At 39.7% G+C, this 25,285-nt stretch carries 22 protein-coding genes; 5 read left to right on the top strand and 17 right to left on the bottom strand.

Annotated elements, in window-relative coordinates; genetic code table 11:
* Positions 1-6: 6 nt before the first annotated feature.
* From JST56_03225 to JST56_03215, 3 genes are all read right to left on the bottom strand, one after another.
* Positions 7-1,698: a tetratricopeptide repeat protein gene (locus tag JST56_03225; protein ID MBS1987982.1), complete on the bottom strand. Its 1,692-nt coding sequence runs from the start codon at positions 1,696-1,698 to the stop codon at positions 7-9.
* The gene (locus tag JST56_03220; protein MBS1987981.1) at positions 1,695-2,144 is read right to left on the bottom strand and encodes a DUF721 domain-containing protein; all 450 of its coding nucleotides are present in this window, start codon (positions 2,142-2,144) and stop codon (positions 1,695-1,697) included. The genes JST56_03225 and JST56_03220 overlap by 4 nt, the downstream gene beginning before the upstream one ends.
* A gap of 143 nt (positions 2,145-2,287) precedes the next feature.
* Positions 2,288-3,640: an ATP-binding protein gene (locus tag JST56_03215; protein ID MBS1987980.1), complete on the bottom strand. Its 1,353-nt coding sequence runs from the start codon at positions 3,638-3,640 to the stop codon at positions 2,288-2,290.
* Between the two features lie 280 nt (positions 3,641-3,920).
* Here JST56_03215 and JST56_03210 point away from each other — a divergent pair, with 280 nt between their 5' ends.
* Positions 3,921-5,501 carry a hypothetical protein gene (locus JST56_03210; protein ID MBS1987979.1) on the top strand — a complete coding sequence of 527 codons (1,581 nt, stop codon included), beginning with the start codon at positions 3,921-3,923 and terminating at the stop codon, positions 5,499-5,501.
* 122 nt (positions 5,502-5,623) lie between these two features.
* Here the strand turns inward: JST56_03210 and typA are convergent, their stop codons facing one another.
* The 12 genes from typA to JST56_03150 form a co-directional block, all read right to left on the bottom strand.
* A complete protein-coding gene (typA, locus tag JST56_03205; protein MBS1987978.1) occupies positions 5,624-7,423 on the bottom strand; it encodes a translational GTPase TypA in 1,800 nt (599 codons plus the stop codon).
* Positions 7,424-7,535: 112 nt separating this feature from the next.
* The gene (locus tag JST56_03200) at positions 7,536-7,820 is read right to left on the bottom strand and encodes a 30S ribosomal protein S18 (GenBank protein MBS1987977.1); all 285 of its coding nucleotides are present in this window, start codon (positions 7,818-7,820) and stop codon (positions 7,536-7,538) included.
* 31 nt (positions 7,821-7,851) lie between these two features.
* On the bottom strand, positions 7,852-8,337 hold the full coding sequence (locus JST56_03195) for a 30S ribosomal protein S6 (GenBank protein ID MBS1987976.1): 486 nt from the start codon (positions 8,335-8,337) through the stop codon (positions 7,852-7,854).
* Between the two features lie 253 nt (positions 8,338-8,590).
* Positions 8,591-10,219 carry a hypothetical protein gene (locus tag JST56_03190; protein MBS1987975.1) on the bottom strand — a complete coding sequence of 543 codons (1,629 nt, stop codon included), beginning with the start codon at positions 10,217-10,219 and terminating at the stop codon, positions 8,591-8,593.
* Positions 10,220-10,248: 29 nt separating this feature from the next.
* On the bottom strand, positions 10,249-11,757 hold the full coding sequence (locus JST56_03185) for a hypothetical protein (GenBank protein MBS1987974.1): 1,509 nt from the start codon (positions 11,755-11,757) through the stop codon (positions 10,249-10,251).
* Positions 11,758-11,864: 107 nt separating this feature from the next.
* Positions 11,865-12,551, bottom strand: coding sequence for a helix-turn-helix domain-containing protein (locus JST56_03180; GenBank protein ID MBS1987973.1), 687 nt, complete (start codon positions 12,549-12,551; stop codon positions 11,865-11,867).
* A gap of 53 nt (positions 12,552-12,604) precedes the next feature.
* Complete coding sequence (locus JST56_03175) at positions 12,605-13,741, bottom strand: hypothetical protein (protein ID MBS1987972.1); 1,137 nt, start codon at positions 13,739-13,741, stop codon at positions 12,605-12,607.
* Positions 13,742-13,937: 196 nt separating this feature from the next.
* Positions 13,938-14,804: a metal ABC transporter permease gene (locus JST56_03170; protein MBS1987971.1), complete on the bottom strand. Its 867-nt coding sequence runs from the start codon at positions 14,802-14,804 to the stop codon at positions 13,938-13,940.
* Between the two features lie 8 nt (positions 14,805-14,812).
* Complete coding sequence (locus tag JST56_03165) at positions 14,813-15,661, bottom strand: metal ABC transporter permease (protein MBS1987970.1); 849 nt, start codon at positions 15,659-15,661, stop codon at positions 14,813-14,815.
* Positions 15,655-16,371: a metal ABC transporter ATP-binding protein gene (locus JST56_03160; GenBank protein MBS1987969.1), complete on the bottom strand. Its 717-nt coding sequence runs from the start codon at positions 16,369-16,371 to the stop codon at positions 15,655-15,657. Before JST56_03160 ends, JST56_03165 begins: the two co-directional genes overlap by 7 nt.
* Before the next feature lie 3 nt (positions 16,372-16,374).
* Positions 16,375-17,307, bottom strand: a complete 933-nt coding sequence (locus JST56_03155) for a zinc ABC transporter substrate-binding protein (GenBank protein MBS1987968.1) — start codon at positions 17,305-17,307, stop codon at positions 16,375-16,377.
* Positions 17,308-17,385: 78 nt separating this feature from the next.
* A complete protein-coding gene (locus JST56_03150; GenBank protein ID MBS1987967.1) occupies positions 17,386-19,080 on the bottom strand; it encodes an OPT/YSL family transporter in 1,695 nt (564 codons plus the stop codon).
* Positions 19,081-19,244: 164 nt separating this feature from the next.
* Between JST56_03150 and JST56_03145 the strand changes: the two genes are divergently transcribed.
* The gene (locus JST56_03145; protein MBS1987966.1) at positions 19,245-19,808 is read left to right on the top strand and encodes a hypothetical protein; all 564 of its coding nucleotides are present in this window, start codon (positions 19,245-19,247) and stop codon (positions 19,806-19,808) included.
* An 89-nt stretch (positions 19,809-19,897) separates the two neighbouring features.
* Here JST56_03145 and JST56_03140 read toward each other — a convergent pair whose 3' ends face one another.
* Positions 19,898-20,473: a hypothetical protein gene (locus tag JST56_03140; protein ID MBS1987965.1), complete on the bottom strand. Its 576-nt coding sequence runs from the start codon at positions 20,471-20,473 to the stop codon at positions 19,898-19,900.
* 233 nt (positions 20,474-20,706) lie between these two features.
* Positions 20,707-23,070: an endopeptidase La gene (lon, locus tag JST56_03135; GenBank protein MBS1987964.1), complete on the bottom strand. Its 2,364-nt coding sequence runs from the start codon at positions 23,068-23,070 to the stop codon at positions 20,707-20,709.
* Positions 23,071-23,320: 250 nt separating this feature from the next.
* Here lon and JST56_03130 point away from each other — a divergent pair, with 250 nt between their 5' ends.
* The 3 genes from JST56_03130 to JST56_03120 all read left to right on the top strand — a co-directional run bounded on the left by JST56_03130 (position 23,321) and on the right by JST56_03120 (position 25,285).
* Positions 23,321-24,013 carry an ABC transporter ATP-binding protein gene (locus JST56_03130; GenBank protein ID MBS1987963.1) on the top strand — a complete coding sequence of 231 codons (693 nt, stop codon included), beginning with the start codon at positions 23,321-23,323 and terminating at the stop codon, positions 24,011-24,013.
* Positions 24,001-24,249: a hypothetical protein gene (locus JST56_03125; protein ID MBS1987962.1), complete on the top strand. Its 249-nt coding sequence runs from the start codon at positions 24,001-24,003 to the stop codon at positions 24,247-24,249. Before JST56_03130 ends, JST56_03125 begins: the two co-directional genes overlap by 13 nt.
* 106 nt (positions 24,250-24,355) lie before the next feature.
* Positions 24,356-25,285, top strand: a complete 930-nt coding sequence (locus JST56_03120) for a hypothetical protein (protein MBS1987961.1) — start codon at positions 24,356-24,358, stop codon at positions 25,283-25,285.

The following is a 25,285-nucleotide window of genomic DNA, read 5'->3' as shown; positions in this document are numbered from 1 at the left end:
TTAATTTTAAGATCCGTTTTGAGCCATTGCAAGATGCTTTTTAATAACAACATCACTTGGATCTTGATCGTAAGCTTGCTGTAAAATAGTAAGCGCTTCTTGCTTTCTTCCAAGCTTGAGCAAAATACAACCCTTGGTATCAAGGTAGTATGGCGATTGTGGATTTTGTTGCAATGCCTTTTCTATCAATTCAAGTGCTTGGTTTAGATTTTCTCCTGTCGTTGCGTAGAGATATGCAAGAAGATTACAGGCTGAAGGGTTTGTTGCATCAAGCTCAACCGATTGCTTGAGTGAATTTTTAGCTTTTTCATCTTGCGCTGTGTGATGATACAGGTAGCCTAGTTGGTATAAAATGCCCGCTTTCATCTGATCATTATTCGTCATATCAAGGAGCTTTTCGTAGCAGTGCAGAGCGCGGGGATAGTTTTCTGTTTCGGTATACAAATCAGCAAGAGTAATAATAACCGTTGATGAGTGCTTTTTATTTTTGATTAGGTCTTCAAGGAGTTTTACTATTTTTGGCGTTCCCACAGGCCCTTTGCGTAAGATCAGCAGGGTGTGAAGAGCAACTTCATCAAGTGGATTACGCTCGATCCATTTACGCATAAATTTTAAAACTTTATCAAACTGTTTTTCAGCAATAAGAATATCAATTTTCAGTAACCGAGCTTGTTGAAAATCGGGATTGCATTTAAGTGCCTTGCTGATATTGGAAAGAGCTGCATTGCAATCGCCCCCTTTGTGTTGAATCAGTGCAAGATCAAAGAAGTATTCCGGTGTTTCACTTTTAATTTTTTCAAGATAGTTTGCAGCTTCACTAAAACGCTTTTGAGAAAAAAGCAGCTGAATAAGCTGTTTTTCAACCATCATGTCCCGACCAACAAGATCAAGAAAGTTTTTATATCCTTTTATTGCTTCGTTAATTTTGCCTTGTTGTTCCATCAGCATGCCGCGCAGTAACCAACCACGATCAAATTTAGGGAATTTTTCAAGGCTTTTTTCTATATGAGCAAGCGCTTGAGGCATATTATTTTGACTCATACAAATTTTTGATTTAAGAAAATAAAAAAGAAAGTGCTTAGCCTGGAGGTCTGCATTATTTAAGCACCCATCAATAAATTGGTGTGCTTGCACCAGTTGACCACTTTTAAGGAGCGCAACTGCAGCGTAATAGGCTATCTGTGCATTTTCGGGATGGTTTTTTGCCAAGGAGACCAGCAAGGTTGAGGCCTTCTGATCTTGATTGAGATGGATGTATGATTGTGCAACAAGCAACTGGAGGTCAAGATTGTTTTTTAAAACTCGCTTAAATAGATGTTCTTGAGTTTCAATAAGCGAAATAATTTTTTGAAATTGTCCGATGTCAAAAAGAAGCGTTAGGTAGCCATCATAAACATATGATGGTGGATTGTGCTGAAGTAGTGCCTGAAATGCATCCGCAGCTTCTTTGATTTGGCCTCGAGCATGAAGGTAGCTCGCTTTGAGGTATAAAAAATAAAGACGTTGATGATCTTTTTGAGACCCACTGTGATCGCTTACTTCGGTGAATGAAAGTTCATTTTCTTGTTCAGCATCATCTACTTCTTGATTTTCAACGGTACTCATTGCTTTACGATTTTTAGCCTTTGCCCAAGATTGTTCTTGTATAACAAGGCCAAAGATTATACCGATAAGAATACTTCGCTTAATGTTCATCATAACGACTCCTTCTTCTGACGCTTGCATCGCAGTAAAAAACCGCAGAGTGCGTCGCGCAGCTCATGGTTAGCAACACGGCTCAATAAAGCTTGCTCTTGGCGTGATGGAGGAATGTTGATCAAGGGTGCTTGTTCAGCGTTATATACTTTTTTTCGCTGTGAGCCTGTGGGTTGAAATGTTTTCACATTTAAGCGTATCGTTTTTATTTGATCTTTTACTAGATACGAGTTTATTTTTTGCTTAAGCAAAGGAGTGAGAAGAAAGAGTTCGTGCGCCCAAGCGGGATGAGAGACCGCAAGGAAGAGCACAGAATCTTTGATTTCTTGGATGATCACTTTGTCACGCATATCACCAATAATTTCATCCCAATGTTTGAAAAGCGTCAGCTTCCATTGGTGCTCAGGAGGAATAATAGCTTGCAAAATAGTATTGAGTGATTGACTCACGATTACCTTTAAAAACCAATTTGTTAGCAATGCTTTAGGAGCTCTTTCATAGCTCAGGGCATTAGGGTATCGCAAAATGTTCGGAATGTGTAATAGTTTAGCATACAATATTTTATTGAGCGTATTAATTTTAGTGTAGGAGCTTAAGCAATTAAGTTCAGTAATGCTTTGCGTATTTCTTCATGTGCATCATAAAAAGGTTTTACAACAGCGTAGAGTGGAAATGTCCACACCCTTTCGTCTTGTTTATAGTTGTGTGAAGAAAATCGCATACCATATGTTGATTGAGTATGAGAGTCTAAAAATATATGCATACTTTTTATTCTCAAGCTTCTGCCCGCCTTAACCTCAATAGGAACCACGCTCTCTTTTACTTGTACGAGGTAATCAATTTCAGCTTGGCTATTGCGTTCTTCTTTCCGCCAATAAAAGAGGCGATTCTTTGCTATTGGATCAGCATAAGCCAAGAGCTCTTGTCCAACAAAAGCTTCTACAAGTTCTCCCTTGTTGACAAAGGTAGTAAGCGGGTCAAGAAACCATGGTACGATATCCAGATTCAGCGCTGCTTGACTGAGTCCAACATCTAAGAAAATAATTTTAAAGTCATTAAGATATGCTTCAGATCCAATTGGTATTCCTTGACCAGCACTTCGAGTAACAGGATGAAAAAGTCCGGCCTTTTGTAAAAGCTCAAGCGCAGGCTCAAGTTCTCTTTTTTGGTAATCACCAATTTTACTGTACATAAACTTATTACTCAGTTGCGATAAAGCATGCGCAAAGAGAGCATCAAGATATTTGATTTGTCTCTTTGCGGCATATTTATTGAAATCTTGTTGATAGGAATCAAGGAGGTCGCTATGTACTTTTTTTACACTACGTGACGTTTGTGTTTGCATCCATGTATTCACTGCAGCTGGCATGCCGCCCAAAGCCAAGTACGTTCCAACAAGTGCCAGTAACTTATCATGAAGTCCATCAAAAAGCGGATCGGTAGGATTGTGTTCCAAAATTGTTTGCGCCCATCGTTCATGCCCAAGAGCAACCACAAATTCAAAAAACGACATAGGGTACATATACAGGCTCGAAATTCTGCCAACGGGCATCCCCACTTGTTCGATCGCAAAATCCAAAAGAGAGCCTGCGGCAATAACGTGTAACTCGGGCATTATTTCATAAAAATAACGCAAGGCAATAATTGCTTGTGGAACTATTTGGATCTCATCGATAAAGAGTAATGTTGAACCGGGAATGATTTCTTTTCCAAGGTACTCTGAAAGCTGAAATACCATTCTCTTTGGATCAAGATCTTGGGATAATATTTTTCGAGCGTTTTCATCAGACTCTAAGTTAATTTCAACAAACTGTTTAAATGATGCACCTAAGTTTCTTGCAGCGTGAGTTTTGCCAACCTGTCGTGCGCCACGGAGTAATAATGGCTTTCGGTTGAATGCTTCATTTTTCCATTCTTGCAAAAAGAAATCGATTATTCGTTTCATTGGCACTCATTTCTATTTTCAGGTTCAATGTATAAAAACCAAACTAACTTTATCGAGTTTATGTATAAAAAACAAGGTTAAAATTGCGGATTTATGTATAAAAACCAAAGATACTGTCAATCATAATAGGTGGTAATTACGTTTTATCTTTGGTTTGAGTCTATACAAGAGACCAATGAATCTCTAAGAGTTTGTTCTACATTTTTTATTTTTGTATATTTTTACGATAAACTTGCTTGCATGGTTAAGCTAAAAAAATTAAGCGATCTGAAAGGTCATCATGCAGATAAGCTGGCTTGTGCTCATGCCACCATTGTTGGTGGTTGTGTTGGCAATTTTAACACGACGCATTGTTTTTTCTCTAGGTGTCAGCATTCTATCTGCAGCACTCATCCTTCATGACTTTCAATTAAAACCGGCTTTGACCACCGTTGGTGTGAGAATTTGGAATGCAACTGAATTAGGCTATCTTACCTCGTGGGAAAGTTTTTGGTCTGCCTGGTATCTTTTTATTTGTCTTTTTTTAATTGTTCTTGGCATCATGATTGAATTGATAACGCAAACAGGCGGAGCTTTTGCATATGGTCAAGCACTGAGAAATCGACTTAAAAATGCAAAAAATGCAGAAGTGGCAAGTCTTATGATGTCGCACCTTTTCTTTGTTGATGACTATTTTGGTAGCTTAACGGTTGGTTCGGTGATGCAGCCCATTATCGACCAGTTCAAAATTCCACGCGTAAAGCTTGCCTTGCTTGTGAGTGCTATTGCAGCACCACTTGCAGTTCTTTGCCCTATCTCAAGCTGGTCGGCAGATATCATCATGCAGTTGCGACAGTCAGGTATTTCAACGGTCATGCAAGAAGGTACTGTTCTACTCGCTGATCCGTTTTATGCCTACCTCATGGCGATTCCATTTTTATTTTATGCGCTCATAACAATAGCATCGCTTTGGTTTATGGTGTTGACGCGTACATCGTATGGAACATTGAAGTGTCATGAAGAAGAAGCAGCGCGAACCGGCAATCTCTTTGGTGGTAAAATTGCCCTTACTAGGCGCATGAAGGTGGTTGATGCTGCTCAGATGCACAACAGTTCAATATGGGATTTCTTACTTCCTCTTGTTACGCTTTTTGTTACGGTTATTATCGGCATTGCCTATCTTGGGTTTGGTCGTATTCCGATTGCACTTTTTCTTGGCAGTTGTTGTGCAACGCTCATTGGTATGGTCTATTTATTCATGCGCAAAAAGCTGAAAATTTCTATGATCCCTGATGTTGTACGTTCTGGTGCTATGCTGATGCTTCCATCAATCATGGTGTTGGTTTTAATCTGGACATTGAGCGCTTTGTTGAAAAATGATCTTGCGACTGGAAATTATCTTGCAGGCTTGTTGATTGGTCATATTACTATCTCGTTATTACCTGGAATATTTTTCCTGCTTGCAACGCTTATTTCTGCAACTATGGGTTCTGCTTGGGGTACCATTGGTCTACTGATTGCTATTGCTATTCCAATGTTGGCATCATTTGTGCCAGGAGCTATTCCGGTAACTCCAGACCAAATTACAATTGTTTTCCCTTTGATTGCGGCCATTATCTCAGGAGCTGTTGCGGGAAACCATCTTTCACCAATTGCAGATATTATGCTTCTTTCCAGCGCAAGTGCCGGCTCATATCATTTTGATTTGGTTAAAGCACAAATCCAATATGCTTTTCCATCCGTTATCGCATCGGCGATAGCATTTTTTACTGCAGGTTTTATGATTCAAACGTATGGAATTTTGCTTACTGCGTGTACAGCTGTTGCTTTAGGGATTGTAATAAGTATTACGATGATTAAAACGTTGAGTAAATTAAGTTGAACGTGATGGTTGGATACACAAGTTCTGCATTAATTATTAATGAGTAGAAAAAAGCCGCTCTGCGTTAAACAGAGCGGCTTTTTAATTTTCAATACTATAATAAGCATCAGTGCTCGGTACTCTTATTTACGAGAGCCAGCTTTCAAATGATACTTACGTAAGCGAATTGACTTTGGTGTAACTTCGATAAGCTCATCGCTGTTAATCCAGTCAAGTGATGTTTCCAAGTTCATAACCCGTGCAGGTGCAATTTTTACTGCATCATCAGAGCCAGAAGCACGCATGTTGGTGAGCTTCTTTTTCTTGGTTGGGTTAACATCAAGGTCATTTTCTCGGCTGTGTTCACCAATAATCATACCTTCGTAAACGTCTTCACCAGGAGAGACAAAGAGAATTCCACGAGGCTGAAGGCCATCAAGCGCATACGCAGTGGTTTGTCCCATTTCCATGGAGATCATTGCACCACGGGTACGTGATGGAATTTCACCAGCATGGGGTTGGTATGAATCAAAACGATGGTTCATTAAGCCGGTGCCGCGTGTATCGGTCAAGAATTGGCTTCTGAAACCGATTAATCCTCGTGCAGGAATTTTAAATTCAAGGCGAACTTTCTGTGTTCCATGGTGTTCCATGTTTTGGAGCAATGCTCGGCGTTTGCCAAGATTTTCCATAATCACGCCTTGGTGAGCTTCTTCAACATCAACTGTGAGTAATTCTATTGGTTCGTACTTAACGCCGTCAACCATTTTACAAATTACTTCAGGTGCTGAAAGTTGAAGTTCAAAGCCTTCGCGACGCATGGTTTCAACCAAGATGCCAAGATGCAATTGACCACGGCCTGATACCTTGAAGGTTTCAGGAGTGTCGGTATCTTCAACGCGCAATGCCAAGTTTATTTTTAATTCTTTGTAGAGCCGTTCACGAATTTGTCGGGATGTCAGCAATTTGCCTTCACGTCCTGCAAATGGTGAGTTGTTTACTGAGAAGAGAATCGAAAGTGTTGGTTCGTCAATTGCAACGTACGGAACTGGGTTTGGTTTGTCGACATCACAAATGGTGGTACCAATTTGAATGTCTTCATCAACACCAGCGATTGCAACGATATCGCCAAATTGAGCACTCTCAGTTTCAGCTCGTTTAATACCATCAAATTTATACAGCTTTGTGATCTTTGATGTTTTACCAACCCATTCATCTTTACATGGAATAAACGGTCCGCCAACAGAAATTGAACCACTAAAGATTCTTCCAATTGCGATACGGCCAAGGAAATCTGAATGATCCAAGTTTGTAATCAAAATACGAAGATCATCAGTTTCTTGTTTTGGAACTGGAATGTGCTCAAGAATTCCATCAAAAAGAGGCTGCATGGTACCTTCAAGTTTCAATGGATCTTGTGATGCATAACCATTACGTGAAGAGCCATAGAAAACTGGGAAATCAAGTTGCTCTTCGCAGGTTGCAAGATCAAGGAAAAGATCATGAACCATACGTTCAGTACGCTCAATGTCAGCATCTTTACGATCAATTTTATTGATCAGTACAATGGGCTTGAGATTGAGTTGTAATGCTTTCTGCAGTACAAATCGAGTACCTGGAAGTGGACCCTCTGCGGCATCAACAAGCAACATGAAGCCTTCAACCATTTGCAAGGTACGTTCAACTTCTCCACCAAAGTCCATGTGACCAGGGGTATCAACGATATTGATAGTTGCGTTTGGCAAGCGGATTGAAGTATTTTTTGCAAGAATGGTAATTCCGCGTTCGCGTTCGATATCGCCTGAGTCCATGACTCGATCAACGGTATCGCTCCCGCAGGTGCCGGATTGTTTCAACATTTCGTCGACCAAGGTTGTTTTTCCATGATCCACGTGTGCTATAATAGCGATATTTCGAATATCTAAGCGTTGCTTAAAACTCATAATTTAAAACCTCTGTAAGCGTTCTATCCTGTTACGTTAAGAAACGAATAGTGGAAGGACCATGAAATTGCAAGCATCCTTCCACTATTTGTGCTATTTCAAAAGGATCTGTTTATACGTGCATTGAGCAAAATGGTAACAATGCCATGCTGCGAGAAACCTTAATTTGGGTTGCAAGCATACGTTGGTGGAACAGGCAGTTGCCTGATACACGCTGAGGCAAAATTTTGTTACGTTCAGTCAAGAAAATACGTAAAAGGTTTACGTTCTTGTAATCAAGATTTGCTTCTTGCTCGTCGCTACCGCAAAATCTGCAGTGCTTAGGAGTAAGGTAAGATTGTTTACGAATTTTTTTCTTAAGCAATCGTGAACTTACTTTTAATTTGAATTTTGACATAGTTTAATCCTTATCAAGAATGTGCAAGAAATTACTCTTGTTCATCGTAGTTATCAAAGCCTGTACCTTCTTCTGCTTCACCTTTTGTTGATGCAGCATCAACGCTGCTCAAAAGGCTTTCAACTTTGTTCTCTTTCAAGAATGTGTCGATGTTTGCAGATCTGCTTGCATCCAAAGCGTCTGGCTTTTGATAGTGAGCAGGAGCATTTTTTGCAAGTTTGATATGGACATGGCGCATAATGAAGTCATTGCACTTGATCTTAAGGAAAGTATCAAGTTCTTTGAACATACCACCGGTTGCACTGGAAGCTTCAACTTCGTAACGAGCAAGAACGTAAATTCCATATTCGTTTTTTGCAACAGGGAAGCAAAGGCGGTACTTGCCCCAACGGTCAAAAGAGCTCAGTTTGCCCTGTGGAGCGGTGGAAACAAGTTTTTCGATTTGGCGTTCAAGGAGCGTGAGCTCATCTTGAGTGATTTCTGGACGAGCCAGAATTAACGTTTCATAACGTAGCATAGATATGGTTCTCCCGTATCGTTCGTATTAAAAACAGGGGGAGATAACGGCCAATGACCGTTAACGGTACCCTTTGACTTTCAACGTGAAAATCAGAATTAAGCCTATCAGATGGCGGTTTTTTTGCAAGTTTGACAGCTAGTATTTGGAAAAAATCCATAAAGAGGGTTCTGGGTAGGGATTAGGGGCAAAAAGATGGAGTTTCTTGGAGCAGGGGGTCTGAGAGCGACCCCCTCATAGAATTTAGTTAATCTTAGCTTTGAAAACATTGAGGTAGCGTTAGAAGTATTGCCTTCCAATCATCATGCATCTCCATTATTTCGCTTGTATAGCGATGTTGGTGTAATTTTACAATAAGGGCTATCTGCGCCAATGTAAAAGAGGGTGGGCGTACAGAAGGCAGCGTTGGTGTGCGATAATTTCGTAAAATGAGTACGTCTCCGTTATGCAGTGGAATTACTTGTGTAATTGAACCTGTGAACTCAAAGCTTTTTAGGCATTTACCTGTCTTTATATCCCAAATTTTTATAGAGCTTTTGTTTTGCGAAGGGTAAAGGTTAGATGAAATAATATTTCCATCACAAAGTTGAGCAATCGATTGAATGTATTTGGTATCCGCGTTTTGGAGCGATTTTGAGCATTCATATGTTTGTAAAATATCATTAAAATTCCAAATTTTGATGATATCATTGCTGAGCAGTGAAGCAAATTGGTTGCCATTACTTTTATGCAGAGGAATGATGCTTGTAACGGAATGAGCGCAGGGATCTTGAGATGACATTTCGGTATCTAAGTTTGCGTTATTTGTAAAAGTATTTTGATAAGAGGTGTCACACTGGGCGATGCACTTATTGCGGTTGGTGTCCCAAATTTGTATAACTCCTGAATCCGAACCCGATGCAATAAAACTGTTGTGCAATTTGGTAACGCATGAAGAGTTGAGATTGGTATCGATAAGATCAAATGTACTTCCTGAGGCTAAATCCAAAATCCTTACAGTACCGCATTCAAGGCTCAAAGCTAGTTTTCCATGTTCAAGAGAAGTAGCGTACGTTATGAGTTGACGACTTCTAAAAATGGTATCGTTACTTTTATTATTAAAATCGATCAATTTTATAGAGCTTATTTTTATATGGGAATTCCAATAACATACTGCGAGACTATCATTTTCACGTTGTGTTATTGTTGTAATCTTTTCATCAATGAATTGATTAGAATTAATAGTTTTTAGATGTTTACATTCTCCTAATTCACCATCGAGTCGCCAAATTTCTATCATGTTACTGTTATCATGATCATAAAAAGCAACTAACGATGACGATGGGTTTTGGTTATGCAATAAGATAATTTTTTTATCTTTGGGGAGTTGGTTAAGGCTCTTTATTGCTATGTCAGAGATGCTGCTGTTTTTGCATGCTGGAAAGTGTTTGCTTAATGATAGATCGTTTTGCGTGAATCGGTAATCCCAATCAAGCCTATCTTCAAAATTTAAAAGCTCGCTCTTGATTGACTCTGTTATATCAGCTTCATAAACTAGTTGTTTTGCTTTATTTACAAGATCGATTTCTTCCATCGTAATAATATTATGATTCATTTCAGTATTAAAGCTTATTTGAGCAAATACCTCATTAAGCATTTCAATGTCGGTATCTTTATCCATGTCAGTATCAGATTCTTCTGTATCATGATCATTATCATCAAGCTTAAGATGCTTTAATTGCATGAGGTCAAGCTCATCGTCAGAATTAGATCGGTTACGTTTTTTGGGTTGTTGCTTCTTGTTATTGGGTACGCCGGCGTGTGGGTTGTCCATTCCTATGAGTTGCGATGCACACACGAGTGCTATGAGTAAAAGTGCTTTGGTTATTTTTAAATTTTTCATGCAATATTTCTTCATTATTTTGGTTTCTGTTATTGGTTAATTCTATTCAAAAATGGTTCTTTAAATTCTTCAGGAATGGTTTTAAAGACTTCGTGCCAGTCGCTATGCAGCTCTATTTTTTCATGAGTGTTGCGATGTTGCTGTAATTGAACTATGAGAGCTATTTGTGTTAATGATAAATTTTGGGGGTGCATCGTTACTATTTTGGGTATACCGTAATCGATTGGGTATAGAAGAATATTTCCATCATTCAGTTGAGTAATACAACTATTGACCCATTGGTTTTTAAGTGTTGAGTGGCATTTACCTGTGTTAATATTCCATATTTTTATAGTACTATCATGTGAAGCCGAGATAAGCTGGCCATCTTTGAGTTGAATTATGCTCGTGACTTGGTCGGTATGTTCATTAAGCTTTATGCTCTGTTTGGTGTCCATATTCAAAATTTTAATGGAACCGTTAGCTGAGCCAAAAGCAAGGCGTCCATCGTAAAGCTGTTTCATGCAAATTATTTCATGAGTATTGTTGATCAGATCTAAGTTTTTACCGGTTTGAAGATCTAAGATTCTTATGCAGCCTGTAGTTGTGCTGTAAACAATGCGGCCATCGTGAAGCTGTAGAGCCGACGTGATTTCGTCTGTATGAATTTTTATATCTAAGCAAGTTCCTGTTTTGACATCCCAAGTTCTTATTGTGCGGTCTTTTGAGCAGGTTGCAAGATTTCCATCTGGTAGGTTAATGAGGCCTGTAACGTTGCCAATATGGTGAGCGTGAAATTTTTTTAAGCACTTTCCTGCGATAATGTCCCATATTCGTATCATTTCATCAGCAGAATAAGATGCAAGGCGGTTGTCATCAAGTTGAACCATGTATGCGCATTCTTCTCCGTATTGACGACTATCTGAAAGTAAATGTACGAGTTCTGGTGCTTCTGATTGAGTATCAACTTGTCTGATTTGGATGGTTCCATTTTCTTCAATATCTGAGAATAAGCTGGAAAAAGCCAATGAGCCATCGCGAAGTTGAATAAACTTTCGAAAAGGCGGTAGGTAGAAAATAGAATTTTTCACTTGATGTGAGTGATACATGCATTCAGAAAAATATTGGCTTAACGCTGATATTTTCTCAAAATAACTTTCGATTAACAAAGGTTTTGCTACGCCAATATCACGATTAAGAAGAATTTTTGGTGTATTAAAATTCTTGAGGATTTGGTTGATCGGTTGTTTTATATCGGCGCTGTACGCCAATTTTCTTATCATGTGAGCAATGAGCTCTTCTTCAGGTCCTGAAGTTGGGAGTTTATTTTCTGTATCGTCTTGGATAATAATATTAGGATTTTTGTTATGCGAATATTCAGATAGGTTTGATTCTTTTTTTTGATGAAAATAAAAATCAAACGAATCCAATTCTAGATCTATATCCATACAAAAAGAGCTATCTAAGAAATCTTCTTCTGGGTTGTCCATTGCAGCAAGTTGTGATGCACTCAGCAGTGCTGTGAGTAAAAGTGCTTTGGTTATTTTTAAATTTTTCACGACATTTCCCCCCATTATTTTAGGTCTAAAAAAATATGCTTGATGAATAATGAAGCATCCATCAAGCATATTTTTGATTTCAGGTGAAATAAGAAATCCTGATAAGCTTACGAAAGCTTTTGGTAGCGGTAAATTACCTTGCCAATAATTCGACAATGATCTTTACCTTTAACAAGAGCAAGCGGAGCTTTTTTATGGTTAACCGACTCAAGGACAATAAATTCATCCATGAAGTTGATTTGCATAATTGCGCGTGTTGGATTTTCGTTGCCATATTCAACTGCAACGGTGTCCCCAGAGCTTGTCCACATGCCAGGAGCAATAATCAAAAGATCGCCCTTAACAAAGTTTGGAGCATAGCCACTGTCTTGCACGTTGAGGCAGAACATTGGGCTGTCTTCGTTTGCAATAACAGGAACAAATTGGTCCTTAAAGCCAGTTGCAATTTGTGTTGCCTGGTTATTGAACTCTGATGGTTGTGCTGGAATTTCACCAACAACAGGAACAATTTTCAGCTTAAGATTAAGCGGCGAATTGTTATCATCATCAGACTTTGGCATTTGGATTTGCGTTGAAACTCGATCGGTCCGGTCTTTTCCAAGATCAAACAAATCAACAGGCTCAAGTTCAAAAGCTTCTGAAAGCTTTTTGAGCGCGTCTTCGTTCCAACGACGTGTTCCGTTCTTGATGTGAGTCAAGTAACTTTCCGAGATACCGGTCTTTTCAGCCAGTACTTTCATGGTCCAGCGACGTTCGCGTAACAATTCTTTTACGCGTAAGCGAGTAGTGATCATTATATAACCCCCCTGTTTTAGTATCTAATAACCGACATTTCTTAATTTAATTTTTAGTTTAATTGTTTATGTTTTTTACCTTCTTCATGTCGCCTACTACACGATCCAATAATTCCTACAAAATTACATGTTTCGCAGAAATAGACCTCTTGTGATTCATTTGAATGGGCATCGTGTAAATGTTGTTTTAACTCAGCTATATTCATACGTTGTACGTCAGTTTTATCGCAGTTGCCGTATGGGCAGGCTCGGTGATTGCTCGAGAGATAGTGCAATTTTAGATTAGACCCAAATGTCGCAGTGATATTGCAACCATCAAATCTACAAGGAATCTTCTCAGCCGTTGATTTAAAAGATGCAGCCTCTTCTTTTTCGGTACGAATTTTCTTGTTGTGATAAGGCTTTTTTTCAGTAACTTGATTATTGTTGTTGTTATTTAGGAATTCAAATTTTCTTTTTTTTGGCTGAGTTTGGGGTTCTACATATTCTTGGTCAAGTTCTGCACATTCTTGATATGTGCCATTTAACCGAGCTTGTGTATTGTAAAAAACATAGCGGCCAAGATCTCTTGTTTGGAAAAGCCTGAGCTTTTGAATAAAGCTACCATTTTGGTAGTACTCGTATACTTGATCTACGCTTTGCTCAGATAGCTTTGGTGTATACAAATATTTTTGAAGCCACTCGATCACCATCTCATCTGTTGGATGTTTAACTCGAGTAGATAGGTGTCCTAATTTTTGTTCATTGAGTATTTTTCTGAGTGCTGTGATAAGCACGGTGAGTACAGCATTCGGGTTTCCTATTGCAGCTGTAACTTCATCAAAGGTTAAGTAAGCACCTGTTTGACTTGCTTGAAGTGCAATTCGAGCGTTTTTAATTTCTTCTAATGTATAATCATTCCAGAGAAGTTCTGCCGTGAGCGCATGATCGCTACAATCTTGATTCAAGAGTGCACTTACAAGTGTTGATATTCGATTCGCAGGAGTTTTTTGCAGGTTATTTTGTCTTTGATGGTTATTGCTATTATTGTTGTTGTTTAACGTCCTTTGTATGGAGCGCTGACTACTTGATTGTTCAGTTTTAACAACAGCCTTTTTTACCCATAATTTATCGTTATTATCCTGCATAGCAAAAGCAGAATAGACAAAACCATGTAAGCTTATTATCAAAAAAATTACATTTTTAACCATGTTCATCATGAACCTTTACATAATTGGCATTTCAGGAGTTCAATTCTTTACAATAGGATTTAAAATATTGACATTATTTTCCTATTGTTACTCATCAGCCTACCAAATAGTTTCAGTTAGTCAAACGGGTGTGGGGCAAGCCTGCGATGGGTTTTTCAAGCAGGATTTTAAGGTGAGTCTTTTGAAGAGTTTGATTTTATCGACTGCGGCGATGCATTTGAGTAATAATTCCGTGATCTGGTGATCCCAAGAGTACAATCCCAAATAATATGCCTGAAACCATAGCTATACAGCCTGCAATAGATGAATTGAGCATGATGGCAAGTGCATAGCCACCCAGTGAGCTTGCAATGCCAAACCCGCAGCTGAGCATGAGCATCGTTGAAAAATTGGAAGAGCAGAGGTAGGCGGTTGAAGCAGGAATAATCATAAGTGCTACAACAACAATTGAACCGACTATATTGAATGTTGCGACAGCGCTGATACTCGTAACCGTCATGAGGAGGTAATGCAAAATTGCAGGTGAAAAACCGGCAAGATGAGCATATTGAGCGTCAAAAAGGGTAACGTGCCATTCTTTATGCAAGATCATTGCTATCAAGATATTTATGGCGCAGGCAATCAGTAAAACCCATACAGCATACGGGCCACAATCAATATTCCACAGATTCAATCGAGTAAATGGAGCAAAGGCAAGTTCTCCCAAAAGTACCATGTCGGTATCAAGGTGCGCGTCTCTGGCGTAGTTGCTAATGATAATAACGCCCAGTGAGAAAAAGAGTGGAAAGATCAGGCCCAAAGCAGCATCCTTTTTTAATTTTTTTGATGCGATAATTTTTTCTACAACGATGACTGCGCCAAGGCCAGAGAGGGCTGCTCCGAGTAAAAGAAGTGGTGAGTCAAGGCGTTGTGCATACAAAAACATAAGCGCTATTCCTAAAAGTACCGAGTGGCTGATTGCATCACTCATAAGTGATGCTCCGCGTAGTACCAAGAGTGTTCCAGGTAGAGCACAGGTAATGGCGGTAAGTGTTGCAATAAGCGCAATCTCAAAATGTAGCATGTTGACTCCTAGGTGTTGCGTGATGTGGTGAGTAGTGATACACAGGTCAACGTCGTGGCAATAACAACCATTGCTGGACCCGTTGGTATTGTTTCATAGTAATAGCTCAAAATAGTTCCTGCAGTAGTGGAAAAAATTCCAAAAACTGCTGCGAGCAACGCCATGCTGTGTAAGTATGAAGTCCATTGTCGAGCAGCCGCTGCGGGTGCTATCAGCAGCGTTGTAATTAAAAGAACCCCAACCGTTTGTATTCCAATACCAATTAAAACAATAAATAAAAGAGTGAGCAGCATATCAAGAAGGCGAGCTGAGTAGCCAATGCTCTGAGCAAAAGTAGAATCAAAGGTAAAGACGGAAAACTCTTTCCAAAAGAGGAGCACTAAAGCAACAATCGATCCACCAGTAAAAAATATGGTGAACATATCGCTGTAGAGTAAAAGGGCTGCATTACCGAATAAAAACCGTCCAAGTATCGCTTGTTGTGCCGAATATGAACGTTGAATAATTGCTAAAAGCACAAGTCCTGTGCCAAAGAAAAAAGAGAGAATGCATCCTAGAATTGCATCAATTTTTAATCGAGTATTCGCCTTAATCCAATGTAAAAGAAATGCTCCAACTAAACTTGCACATGAGCCTCCTGCTAAGAGTACAAGAGGATTGGTTGTTTGTGTTGCCATAAATGTGAGTGCAATTCCTGGCAATGATGCATGTGCCATTGCATCGCCAAAAAGGCTTTGTCCGCGTAGGAGTGTAAAGCAGCCCAGAACTCCGGCAGAGAGTCCCAGCATTCCCATGGTGATAACGAGTGGAATGAGAGGATGTATCTGTTCAAGATGTGTAATAAATGCTGTTAACATGGTACTACCAACCCATAGGTTTGAGCAAGCGTTGTTGGAGTAATAGCTTGGCTAACAGGGCCGCAAGCAACCGCTTTTTTATTAATGAGCAATGCCCAATCAAAATAACTTAAGGTATTTAAATCGTGATGCACGATGATGATTGTTTTTCCCTGGTCGCGCATGGTGTGTAGTAGTGAAATAATCATCTTTTCAGAGTGAGCATCAATTCCTGCAAAGGGTTCATCAAGCAAGTAAATTTGTGCTTCTTGAGCCAGTGCTCGAGCAAGGAACAGGCGTTGTTGTTGACCTCCAGAAAGTTCTTGAATAGGCCGCGCTGCATAGTTGCTGAGCCCAACAAGTTCGAGTGATTGATCAGCTTGAGCCCAATCAGTTTTTCCAGGTCGTTTGAACCATCCAAGTGAACCATATCTACCCATGATAGCAACATCGCGTGCGCAGGCAGGGAAGTCCCAATCGATTGATGAACGTTGAGGAATGTAGGCAACTTGATTTCGTATTGTGTTGTACGGAGTTCCCAGAAATTTTACAGTACCAGCGCGTGGCTGCACGATAGATAAGATAGATTTTAAAAAAGTAGTTTTACCTGCACCATTTGGACCAATCAGAGCAGCAACCACTCCTTGTGGAATACGTGCACAAAGATCGTGCAAAATGACAGTGTCTTTATAAGCAACAGTGAGGTGGTCAACTTCCAGGGCTGCCGTCATGGTTTATTCCTTTTGTTTGAGTGATTCAACAAGCGTTTGAATGGTGTATTGTATCATTGAACGGTACGTATCGGCTGGTGATGTCTCATCACCCAAAGAATCGGTGTACAACTCTGGTCCAATAGCAACTTTTTTATTATAGCGAGCTACTGCTTGTTGCAGAGCTTCAATGCTTTTATGGGGAACGCTCAACTCTGTGAAGATGGTCGAGACGTTGTTGGTGGCAATGTACTGAGCTAAATGCTCAACACTTGCGGTGCTGATATCAGAATCGGTACTAATTCCTTGAAGCCCGATAACGGTAAAACCATACGTTTTTCCAAAATAACCAAATGCATCGTGTGCGGTGATGAGTATGCGTTGTTCGGCTGGCAGTTCAGCGGCTTTGGCGCAGACATACTGGTCGAGTTTTTCAAGTTCAGCGCAATATTCTTCGCAGCGCTCATGGTAAAAATCGGTGTATCCAGGATTGTTTTCATCAAGAATTTGTGCTGTATAACGAACAATTTTAATCCACAGGGGAACCGAAAACCAGACGTGTGGGTCGTAGCATTCTGTATTACTTGTTACTCGTAGATCATCAGGGTGCAGGGCTTTGCACACGGCATAGGTTGGCTTATAACTCTTCATCCCTTTGAAAAGTTCAGCCATTTTTCCTTCAAGGTGCAGCCCTTGATACATGATGAGATTTGCATGAGCTATGTGATGCATATCTTGCTCTGTTGCTTTGTATAAGTGGGGGTCGATGCCAGGCCCCATAAGACTGATGATTTCGATCGTATCACCTGCAATATATTTGAGTGCATCAGCAAGAAATGTTGTGGTACAAACAACACGATATTTATTGCTCATAAAAGGTGAATAAGCCTGTCTTGCAATAACAATTAAGCTTATGAGTAATGTTGCAAAAATGATGATGAGAGGGAACTTCTTCATGGCTCTATTTCTTAGTTTTTATAGATGGTAAAATTTTGTAGGGATTTATCCTATAGCCAATGAGCATGAAAGTAAACTTCAAAAAATTTTACTTACAATAGTTACGATTACCCACATAGACTCGCTGGTAAGGACACCTGCGCAAAAGGGCGCATAGCGTTCTTTATTGACTGGAAGAGCAGAAATAAGTCCGCCTCCTACAAGGCTCCAAAGGAGGCTTGCAGGCATGAGCAGCCCGCCAAGTGTCATTGCAGGGCTGATACGAAATTTTTTGAGGAGAAATCCATAAAAGAAGCCAAAAACTAGGGTGAAATAATCGAAGGATAGGGTTTGAATAAGCAACGCCTTTGTTCTCCCTCGTTGACCAAAAAGATCAGGGCTTCCAAGCTGGAAATTGGTGAATAAAAGCCAAAAAATAACTCCAATGCTGAGTGCTGTCACGACCAAGCCAATAAGTTGATAAGCAACTAAGTGCTTTTTGGGATAGCGACCGATATGAAAAATATTATAGTCGAATAGGTAATCAGAAGCACTGGCAGCGCATATGTGAAAAAAAATACAAATTAACGTGAGGTGTTGCGGTAATAGTGTAAAAAATAGCAGCATTGGGATCATGATAAATGTTGAAAATCGGCCAAATTGTACCATGCCAATATGCCCACTAATCACGCAAATATGGTAGGTTGCAATGCCACTCAGGATCAGGAACGAGAGTCCTGCAAAGAGGCTAAAACCTGCTGTTATGAGAAGGGCTAGACTACAAAGTCCTATTGCTGCCCCGTACAGACCGGTCGATTTATTCTGTTGCATGAACGCAATAAATGATTTGCTTGGATCCCCGCCTTCGCGAGGATGACATCCCCAGATTAAATTTTTCAGGAACAAATCGTATTTCCATGATTTAATAGAGGATGAAAAGAGTGATTTTACCAGTGTATAAATTTTGGCAAAAATACCTGTTGAGTAGATTCCTGAAATCAGTTCAGAAAGAATAAGTCCACTACAAAACCCCATTAAAATTGCCGATGGGGTCACCGCAGAGGTTGTCCAAAAAAACTGTATAATTGGTGGAATCAAGAGTGTCAGTATTGGCTTTGAAAGAAAGCCAACGAGCAAGGGCAGGACTATACGAACTCCTGCAGAAAAACCTACTGCAGCAAGCATTGGTGAAAGCGAAAACGCCAGTTCACAACCAAAGATGCTTGCAATAGAAATCGACTTTGGAATGAATCCTGCAAAGCGCCAGATTCCATCGCGCATTGTGCAAATAATGCTGGTCAGAGCAAAGCCCAGGGCAAGTGTTTTTGTTTGCTCACTATTTCCTGCAGAATGAATGACGTTAAAGGTAAGTCGACTTGATGGAAAGGGAAGCTTGTGCTGGTCAATGAGCGGGTTTGCAAAAATCCAACCAAGAAAGATGCCCAGTGAACCTGCACACAGGGTGATAAGTCCCATTGCTAGAAAAAAATACAGCGGTTGAGCTAGGAGTTGAGTAAACAGTGCGGCATCAAGAAAATAAAGCATTGGCAGGGCAAAGCCAACACCTACTGCGATAGTCCCACCGCCTGCGGCAATAGCCTGGAGCGCTGCAACCTGGTATTCTGTTGCATGATCGGATCTTTTTAGGTAGAGTCTTCTGGTTATAAAATTGCCAATCAAGGCGATAGTTGGTGCAAGCCATGGCCCGAGCATGGAAACCATTGATACATAAGCAAGTGTTACCGTTGTGAAGATGGTCAAACAAAAGCTGATAATAAGTAGTAGTGGGACCATATGAGGTAATCTCCTTATAAAATTTTGAAGTTCAAGCCTGTTTTGAGAAAAGTCACTCAAGAATTACCGGAAGGATGCGATCTGTCAAATGGGTACGCAAGGCGAGAGTTATTGCTTTTCACGCTGAAATTAATTTACTATTAGAATTAGGGGAGTGTCTGGTTGTGGAGACAAGACGGATATTAAGAAACCAAGGAGCATGTGTGCTCAAGGTAGATAGTGAGTTTGATATGAGATATAAAATAGGCAAAATAATTCTTTTGATAGTCGGAGTACTCTTTGCCGTCGTTATGGGAAGGAAGATCTATCGCTTTGTATCATTTGGAACCCCTATTACCCTGAGCCGACCTCAAGAGCCATCCCTGATTGATTTTAATGCAGCAGCTTCATTTCCACTTGTGCTCAATGAAAATGATAAAGCGCTTGATTACGATTTTAATAGTCTTGTAGGGCTTTTAGAGGAGTGTGACCAGATCAAACGCGATTTTTATGCAGATTTCACCCCCCACTTTGCTCGAGTCAAGGAAGTTGATCGTCAAAAAGTTGAAGACTTACTTAAACAATTGTACCAAGAACGAGCTTCGTTTAAGCATTATGCTGCTGAGCTTAAAGGGTCTGCTAAGCAAGGGCTTTCTATAAAAAAGAGACGTTCGCTTGATTATTATATGAATGTTATTCAACGGAATATTGTGGATCTTGAGCGAGTTAAAAAGATTTTTTCATCATAAATTAATGAGGGCGAGTTCTTGTACAAGAACTCGCCCTCATTAATTTATGACTCTGAAGAGTTGTAATTTTTTGTGACTGCAAAAAATTATTAATCACCTAAATCTAGATTTTTAAAATCAAAAGCGCTTGGTTCAACTTCAATGCCGCCTGAAAATAAGTTTTTTAAATCGCTACAAAGCTCGTTTATATCAACATCAACGATTTTATTCTCAAGATTGTCCAAAGCTTCAGCAATCACTTGAGGTATTTCGATTCCCAATAATTTTGAGACTGCGTTGATTCTATACTTATATTCTTTAATGTATTGAATATTGTCATTTCTTAGTTTCAGTTGATCGATAATGATATCCAGGCAATTTTTATCATCATTATTCTTTAAGAGCAGATCAGCGCCGCGGCGTATAAGATCAGCTGTCTTATTAAGAATTGCAGGAACTTCTTCTGGTGGACAATAACTCATAATTGTTCTATGAAGTTCAGTATTGCCATCTTCGTCCTGTTGGTTAACTTCCAGAAAAACGCGCTTTTGAGCAGTAGTTATCGGGTTGTTAAGTGGGCGTTTTTGAGGGCAAATTTTTACTGTTTTTCGGGGGGCTCCAAAAGCCGAAGAAAAAGTTATTGCAGGTATTATAAATAACCAGGTAATAGTTTTTAAATAATTCATGAAGCATTCCTTAAGTATAAATAGTTGTTTATTAAAGCGTTTTATAATAAATAATTATTTATACGAAGTCAATTTTTTCAAATAATTAGATACAAGCAAAAGAGGCTTTATTTTGCATTATTTTCAATTAGCGTATCAATCACAGGCGCCATATTAAAAATTTTTTTCTGCATAAAATAGTACGAGCGACTTGCTGTACAACAAGCCGCTCGCGTTTTTAAGAGATTGTCGTATTAACCGTTAGTAATAATAGGCATAAGGACGTGACTGAGTACCTCTTCTACACTATCAACAAAGACAATTTTGATTCCCGCTGAAACCTTATCTAAGCCAATAGTATCTTTTTCATTTTGCTTTGGCAGAATAACCGTTGAGAGGCCGTTTTGCTTAGCCGCCAAAATCTTCTCCTTTACGCCGCCAATAGGAAGAACAAGCCCTTGTAAGTTGAGCTCTCCGGTCATTGCAAAGTCACCATTAATTGCACGCTTGGTGCATGCAGAAAGAACTGATGAAAGCAATGATATTCCCGCAGACGGGCCATCTTTTGGAATAGCTCCCGCTGGAACGTGAATGTGCAGATCAAATTCTGTAAAAACCTTTGGACTAATGCCAAACATTTCCGCATGCGACTTAGCATAGGTTAACGCTGCCTGTGCTGACTCTTTCATCACATCTCCGAGTTGACCGGTAAGCAGTAACTTGCCCGTTCCTGGCATAAGGACCGTTTCTATTTGCAAGATCTCACCACCGTAGGGAGTCCACGCAAGACCATTACAGACGCCAATACGGTTTGCCTTGAGATACGTTTCAAGCGGAATTCTGCGAGGTCCCAAGTGTTCAGCGATGTTTGTGCTGCTAAAAATGGTTGACTGCTTATTTTGAACAAGGGCACGAGCATACTTTGCGCAGAGTTTTTGAATTTGTCGCTCAAGGTCTCGAACGCCAGATTCGCGTGTGTAGCCATTAATGACTTCGGTAATTGCTTCCTCACTGAGCGTAAAACCTTTTTCTTCAAGACCGGAGTTTTTAATTGCCTTTTTGATTAAGTGATTTTGAGCGATGCTCATTTTTTCATCAGGGGTGTAGCCACTGATTTGAATAATTTCCATACGGTCACGTAGTGGACCAGGTATTGTTGATAGATCATTTGCAGTGGTAATAAACATCACCTTGGATAGATCAAAATGAACGCCTAAGTAGTTATCATAAAATGTTGCATTTTGCTCTGGATCAAGTACTTCAAGAAGCGCCGCTGATGGGTCTCCTCGATTTGACATTCCAATCTTATCGATCTCATCGATAATGATAAGCGGGTTGGTGCTCCCAGACTTTTTTACTGCTTGAATAAAACGTCCTGGTAGAGCCCCAACATAGGTGCGACGATGACCTCTAATTTCAGATTCATCATAGACGCCGCCTAGTGATATTCTAAAATATTTACGTCCTAAACATTCTGCGATTGAAGCTCCCAATGATGTTTTTCCTACGCCAGGAGGACCAAATAAGCACAAAATAGGAGTGTTACAATCTTCTTTTAAAAATCGAACAGAAAGGTAATCAAGAATACGTTCTTTGACGTCTTCAAGGCCGTAGTGGTTTTCATCTAAAATTTTCTTTGCATGTTCAAGATCGAGTATGTCCTTGGTTTGAATTCCCCATGGCATATTAACAAGCCATTCAAGATGGCTTCGAATGACCGATGCTTCCATTGAATCAGGAGACGTTTTTTCAAGGCGTCGAAATTGTCGATGCGCCTCGGTACGAGCTTCTTCAGTAAGAGGGAGCTTATCTATTTTTTCTCTGAGCTCATTGGTTTCATTATCGACATCTTCGCCCAGCTCTTTTTGGATAGCTTTGATTTGTTCGCGCAAATAGTATTCTCGTTGTGAATGGTTAATTGAATTGCGCGTTGTTTCGCTGATCTTTTTTTGAACGTTGCTTACTTCAAGTTCATTGTTAAGAAATTCACAAATTCCATCGATCAAATCGTTTAAGTTTTCACGTTCAAGAAGATTTTGCGCATCCACAACCGAAAGGTTGAGATGTGAAAGAATAAAGTCCGCAACTTTTTCTATATCTTCTATTTGAGACAAAATTACCTGAAAATCAGGGCTGAACATTCTGCCTGCTGACGCGAGTTGTTCGATAAACATGAGCAAGCTGCGCATCTGTGCATCAAGCTTTTGTTTGTTATACGAAGGCCTTACCAGTGAATCTTCAATGATTCGTGCTTGTAAAAGGTCTTGGTCTGATATAATTTCTTCGATGTGTGCACGGCAAACGCCTTGCGTTAAAATCTTTATTCCCCCCTCAGGTAATTGCATAACGCGCATGATGTTACCAACCGTTCCAACTTTATACAAATCTTGGATCCCGATCGGACCTTGATAGCCTTCAGTCTGTGGTCGAGCAGCAAGCAAGAGGATCTTTTTTGACCCTTGTTGTGCAAGTTCAACGCCTTTGGCAATCTTTTCATCCAAAATAAGTAATGGTACCACTGCGTGAGGAAATACAACGACATCAATCGTTGGTATTACCGGAATCACGAGTGGAATTTGCTCCTGTGACACGAAATCGTGTTGATTCTTGTTATCCATGAATGTCCCCTTCCCCCTTGACAGACTGTGCGACTAACAAGTCGAATAAATCGAGGAAAATATTTATTTTTGAGTTGTTGTAAGGTATCTTTGGGTCGATCTACTGAAAAATAAAAGTCTTCGCTGTCATTCTATTTCAAGAATAGGGGATGCTGGTTTGACAAGGCAAGTGGAAAAAAACTAAAGTAAGATCTGGCTGGACTTATAAGCATTTACTTGGCGGGTGACTAGACGTAAGGGATACTGAAAAATGGACAATAATCAAAAATTTGAAATAAGCGTGCACAAGCTGGTAAAGGAATATAAGCAGGGCGATCGCGTCCTGCCTGTGCTCAAAGAGGTAACGACTCACTTTGAATCAGGCAAGTCATACGCCATTACCGGTGTTTCGGGGAGTGGCAAGTCAACCTTTCTCCAATTACTTGGAGGGATTGATACTCCAACTTCTGGAACTATTCACTATGGCCCAACTGATATTTTTTCACTCAAGGGTTCAAAGCGTGACGCATTTTTTAATCAGCACATTGGCTTTGTTTTTCAGTTTCATTACTTAATTAAAGAATTATCAGTGATACAAAACGTTAAGCTTCCGGGCCTTGTTGCCGGCATGTCTGAGGAGCTTGCTAGAAAACGCGCGGATGAGTTGCTTGACTACTGCGGTCTTACAGATAAGCATAATGCACTCCCTGGAACATTATCTGGTGGTGAACAGCAGCGGGTTGCAATTGCCCGAGCTCTTTTTAATAAACCGGCCTTTCTGCTTGCCGACGAGCCAACTGGGAGCCTTGATGCTACAAATGTTGTTCGAGTTGTTGAATTGTTTCTGCGTTGCCAGCGTGAATGGGGTATGGGGTTGATTATTTGCTCGCACGACGAAGCGGTCTTTGAAAAAATGGAAGTTGTGTACCATTTGGAAAATGGAGTTTTGATGTGTCAAAAGTAGCAGAGCTTGCAAGAAAAGAAGCACCTAAAAAACAAAGCATTGAGAAAAGAGAATATATCGCTTACTTAGATCAGAAACTTGGAACATTCAGTTTGGTTTTTGAGGCTTTGGAAGTTGTCTTGCTCAAAGTAATGACTAAGGATTTGAAGATACAGTCATTGGATAAGCATCTTGAAAAGCGCTGGGGTTCTTTTGTGACTCAAGCAAGAAAAAGCATCATCAAGAAAAAAAAGTAACAATACTCACGATAAAGTTGCGGTTGAGTCAAATAGAATTTGTATATCATCTCAAAACATAGTATTCTTGCATCCCGTTAAATAAAAAATATCAAATAAGGATTATATGCAAGCAACCTCTTTTATAAAAGCACTTTCTTTTTTTATTGTTATTCTTAGTTCATCACCACTCTTTTCCATGCAGCATTATAACACTGAAATTTGCAACCAATTACAAGAATATTATGATGATTTTGCAGAGGGGAAAGAATTCTCATATGAGTGTTGTAATCGCTCCTTTACACAGAGAGAATCGTTGAGAAGTCACTTGATGATATTTCATTATATTTGCCTTGATTGTGTTATTCAGTTTAGTTCAGGATTTGAACTTGCAAGTCATATGCGATGTAGAACAACCCATGGTAATAAGCTTTGTGATTATTGTAAGAGCATTAAGACTAAGAGTATTGATGAGCTGAATAGGCATAAGTCATGCTGTCAATTTAGGCCAGAAATGCAGCAACCAAGGTTGCAACAAAGTCATAACTCTTCAAATGTGGTTAATATTCAAATTAAGCAAGAGTTTTATACTTCAATATTCCAACAAAATTTTCATAACACTCAGGTTCATCCATTACAACCGCAGGCGAATTGTTTGGATGAGTTATTTAATGATCAGAGTTTGATGTTTACGGAGTTCTTATCTGGTGAAAATTTAGATGAAGCGTCTGAGTGCTATGAGCATATTTGTGCAGTGTGTTCTACAAGCTTTCCAGGAGCAACTGAGCTTGAGGTGCATTGCTTTGGCGAGCATTTACGATGTCCATGGTGTATTGATTTTGAAGCAAAGGGTCTTTTTGATGTAGAAAATAAGAAGTTTTTTGCTTTGCATGCAGGGAAGATGCATCCAGAAAAAAATATTCATTACTGTGAACAATGTGATATTTTTACGGATGATATTGCCCAAGCGGCACGACATGTTGTAAGTTGCGGGAACAATACTAGTAAGTCTCGTCCATGCCCCGTATTAAATATTCAACCTCGACCAAGCGCGTAG

The organism is Candidatus Dependentiae bacterium (assembly GCA_018266175.1).
Lineage (GTDB): Bacteria > Babelota > Babeliae > Babelales > RVW-14 > JAFEAY01.
The sequence above is the reverse complement of the archived record's forward strand: the minus strand, read 5'-3'. Positions and strand labels throughout refer to the sequence as shown.

Coding starts and splice junctions, on each gene's coding strand:
- JST56_03225 (MBS1987982.1), bottom strand. CDS start 1,698: ATGATGAACATTAAGCGAAGTATTCTTATCGGTATAATCTTTGGCCTT.
- JST56_03195 (MBS1987976.1), bottom strand. CDS start 8,337: ATGCTACGTTATGAAACGTTAATTCTGGCTCGTCCAGAAATCACTCAA.
- JST56_03175 (MBS1987972.1), bottom strand. CDS start 13,741: ATGGTTAAAAATGTAATTTTTTTGATAATAAGCTTACATGGTTTTGTC.
- JST56_03120 (MBS1987961.1), top strand. CDS start 24,356: ATGCAAGCAACCTCTTTTATAAAAGCACTTTCTTTTTTTATTGTTATT.
- JST56_03165 (MBS1987970.1), bottom strand. CDS start 15,661: ATGTTAACAGCATTTATTACACATCTTGAACAGATACATCCTCTCATT.
- JST56_03155 (MBS1987968.1), bottom strand. CDS start 17,307: ATGAAGAAGTTCCCTCTCATCATCATTTTTGCAACATTACTCATAAGC.
- JST56_03140 (MBS1987965.1), bottom strand. CDS start 20,473: ATGAATTATTTAAAAACTATTACCTGGTTATTTATAATACCTGCAATA.
- JST56_03210 (MBS1987979.1), top strand. CDS start 3,921: ATGCAGATAAGCTGGCTTGTGCTCATGCCACCATTGTTGGTGGTTGTG.
- JST56_03160 (MBS1987969.1), bottom strand. CDS start 16,371: ATGACGGCAGCCCTGGAAGTTGACCACCTCACTGTTGCTTATAAAGAC.
- JST56_03200 (MBS1987977.1), bottom strand. CDS start 7,820: ATGTCAAAATTCAAATTAAAAGTAAGTTCACGATTGCTTAAGAAAAAA.
- JST56_03170 (MBS1987971.1), bottom strand. CDS start 14,804: ATGCTACATTTTGAGATTGCGCTTATTGCAACACTTACCGCCATTACC.
- JST56_03215 (MBS1987980.1), bottom strand. CDS start 3,640: ATGAAACGAATAATCGATTTCTTTTTGCAAGAATGGAAAAATGAAGCA.
- lon (MBS1987964.1), bottom strand. CDS start 23,070: ATGGATAACAAGAATCAACACGATTTCGTGTCACAGGAGCAAATTCCA.
- JST56_03150 (MBS1987967.1), bottom strand. CDS start 19,080: ATGGTCCCACTACTACTTATTATCAGCTTTTGTTTGACCATCTTCACA.
- JST56_03190 (MBS1987975.1), bottom strand. CDS start 10,219: ATGAAAAATTTAAAAATAACCAAAGCACTTTTACTCATAGCACTCGTG.
- typA (MBS1987978.1), bottom strand. CDS start 7,423: ATGAGTTTTAAGCAACGCTTAGATATTCGAAATATCGCTATTATAGCA.
- JST56_03130 (MBS1987963.1), top strand. CDS start 23,321: ATGGACAATAATCAAAAATTTGAAATAAGCGTGCACAAGCTGGTAAAG.
- JST56_03180 (MBS1987973.1), bottom strand. CDS start 12,551: ATGATCACTACTCGCTTACGCGTAAAAGAATTGTTACGCGAACGTCGC.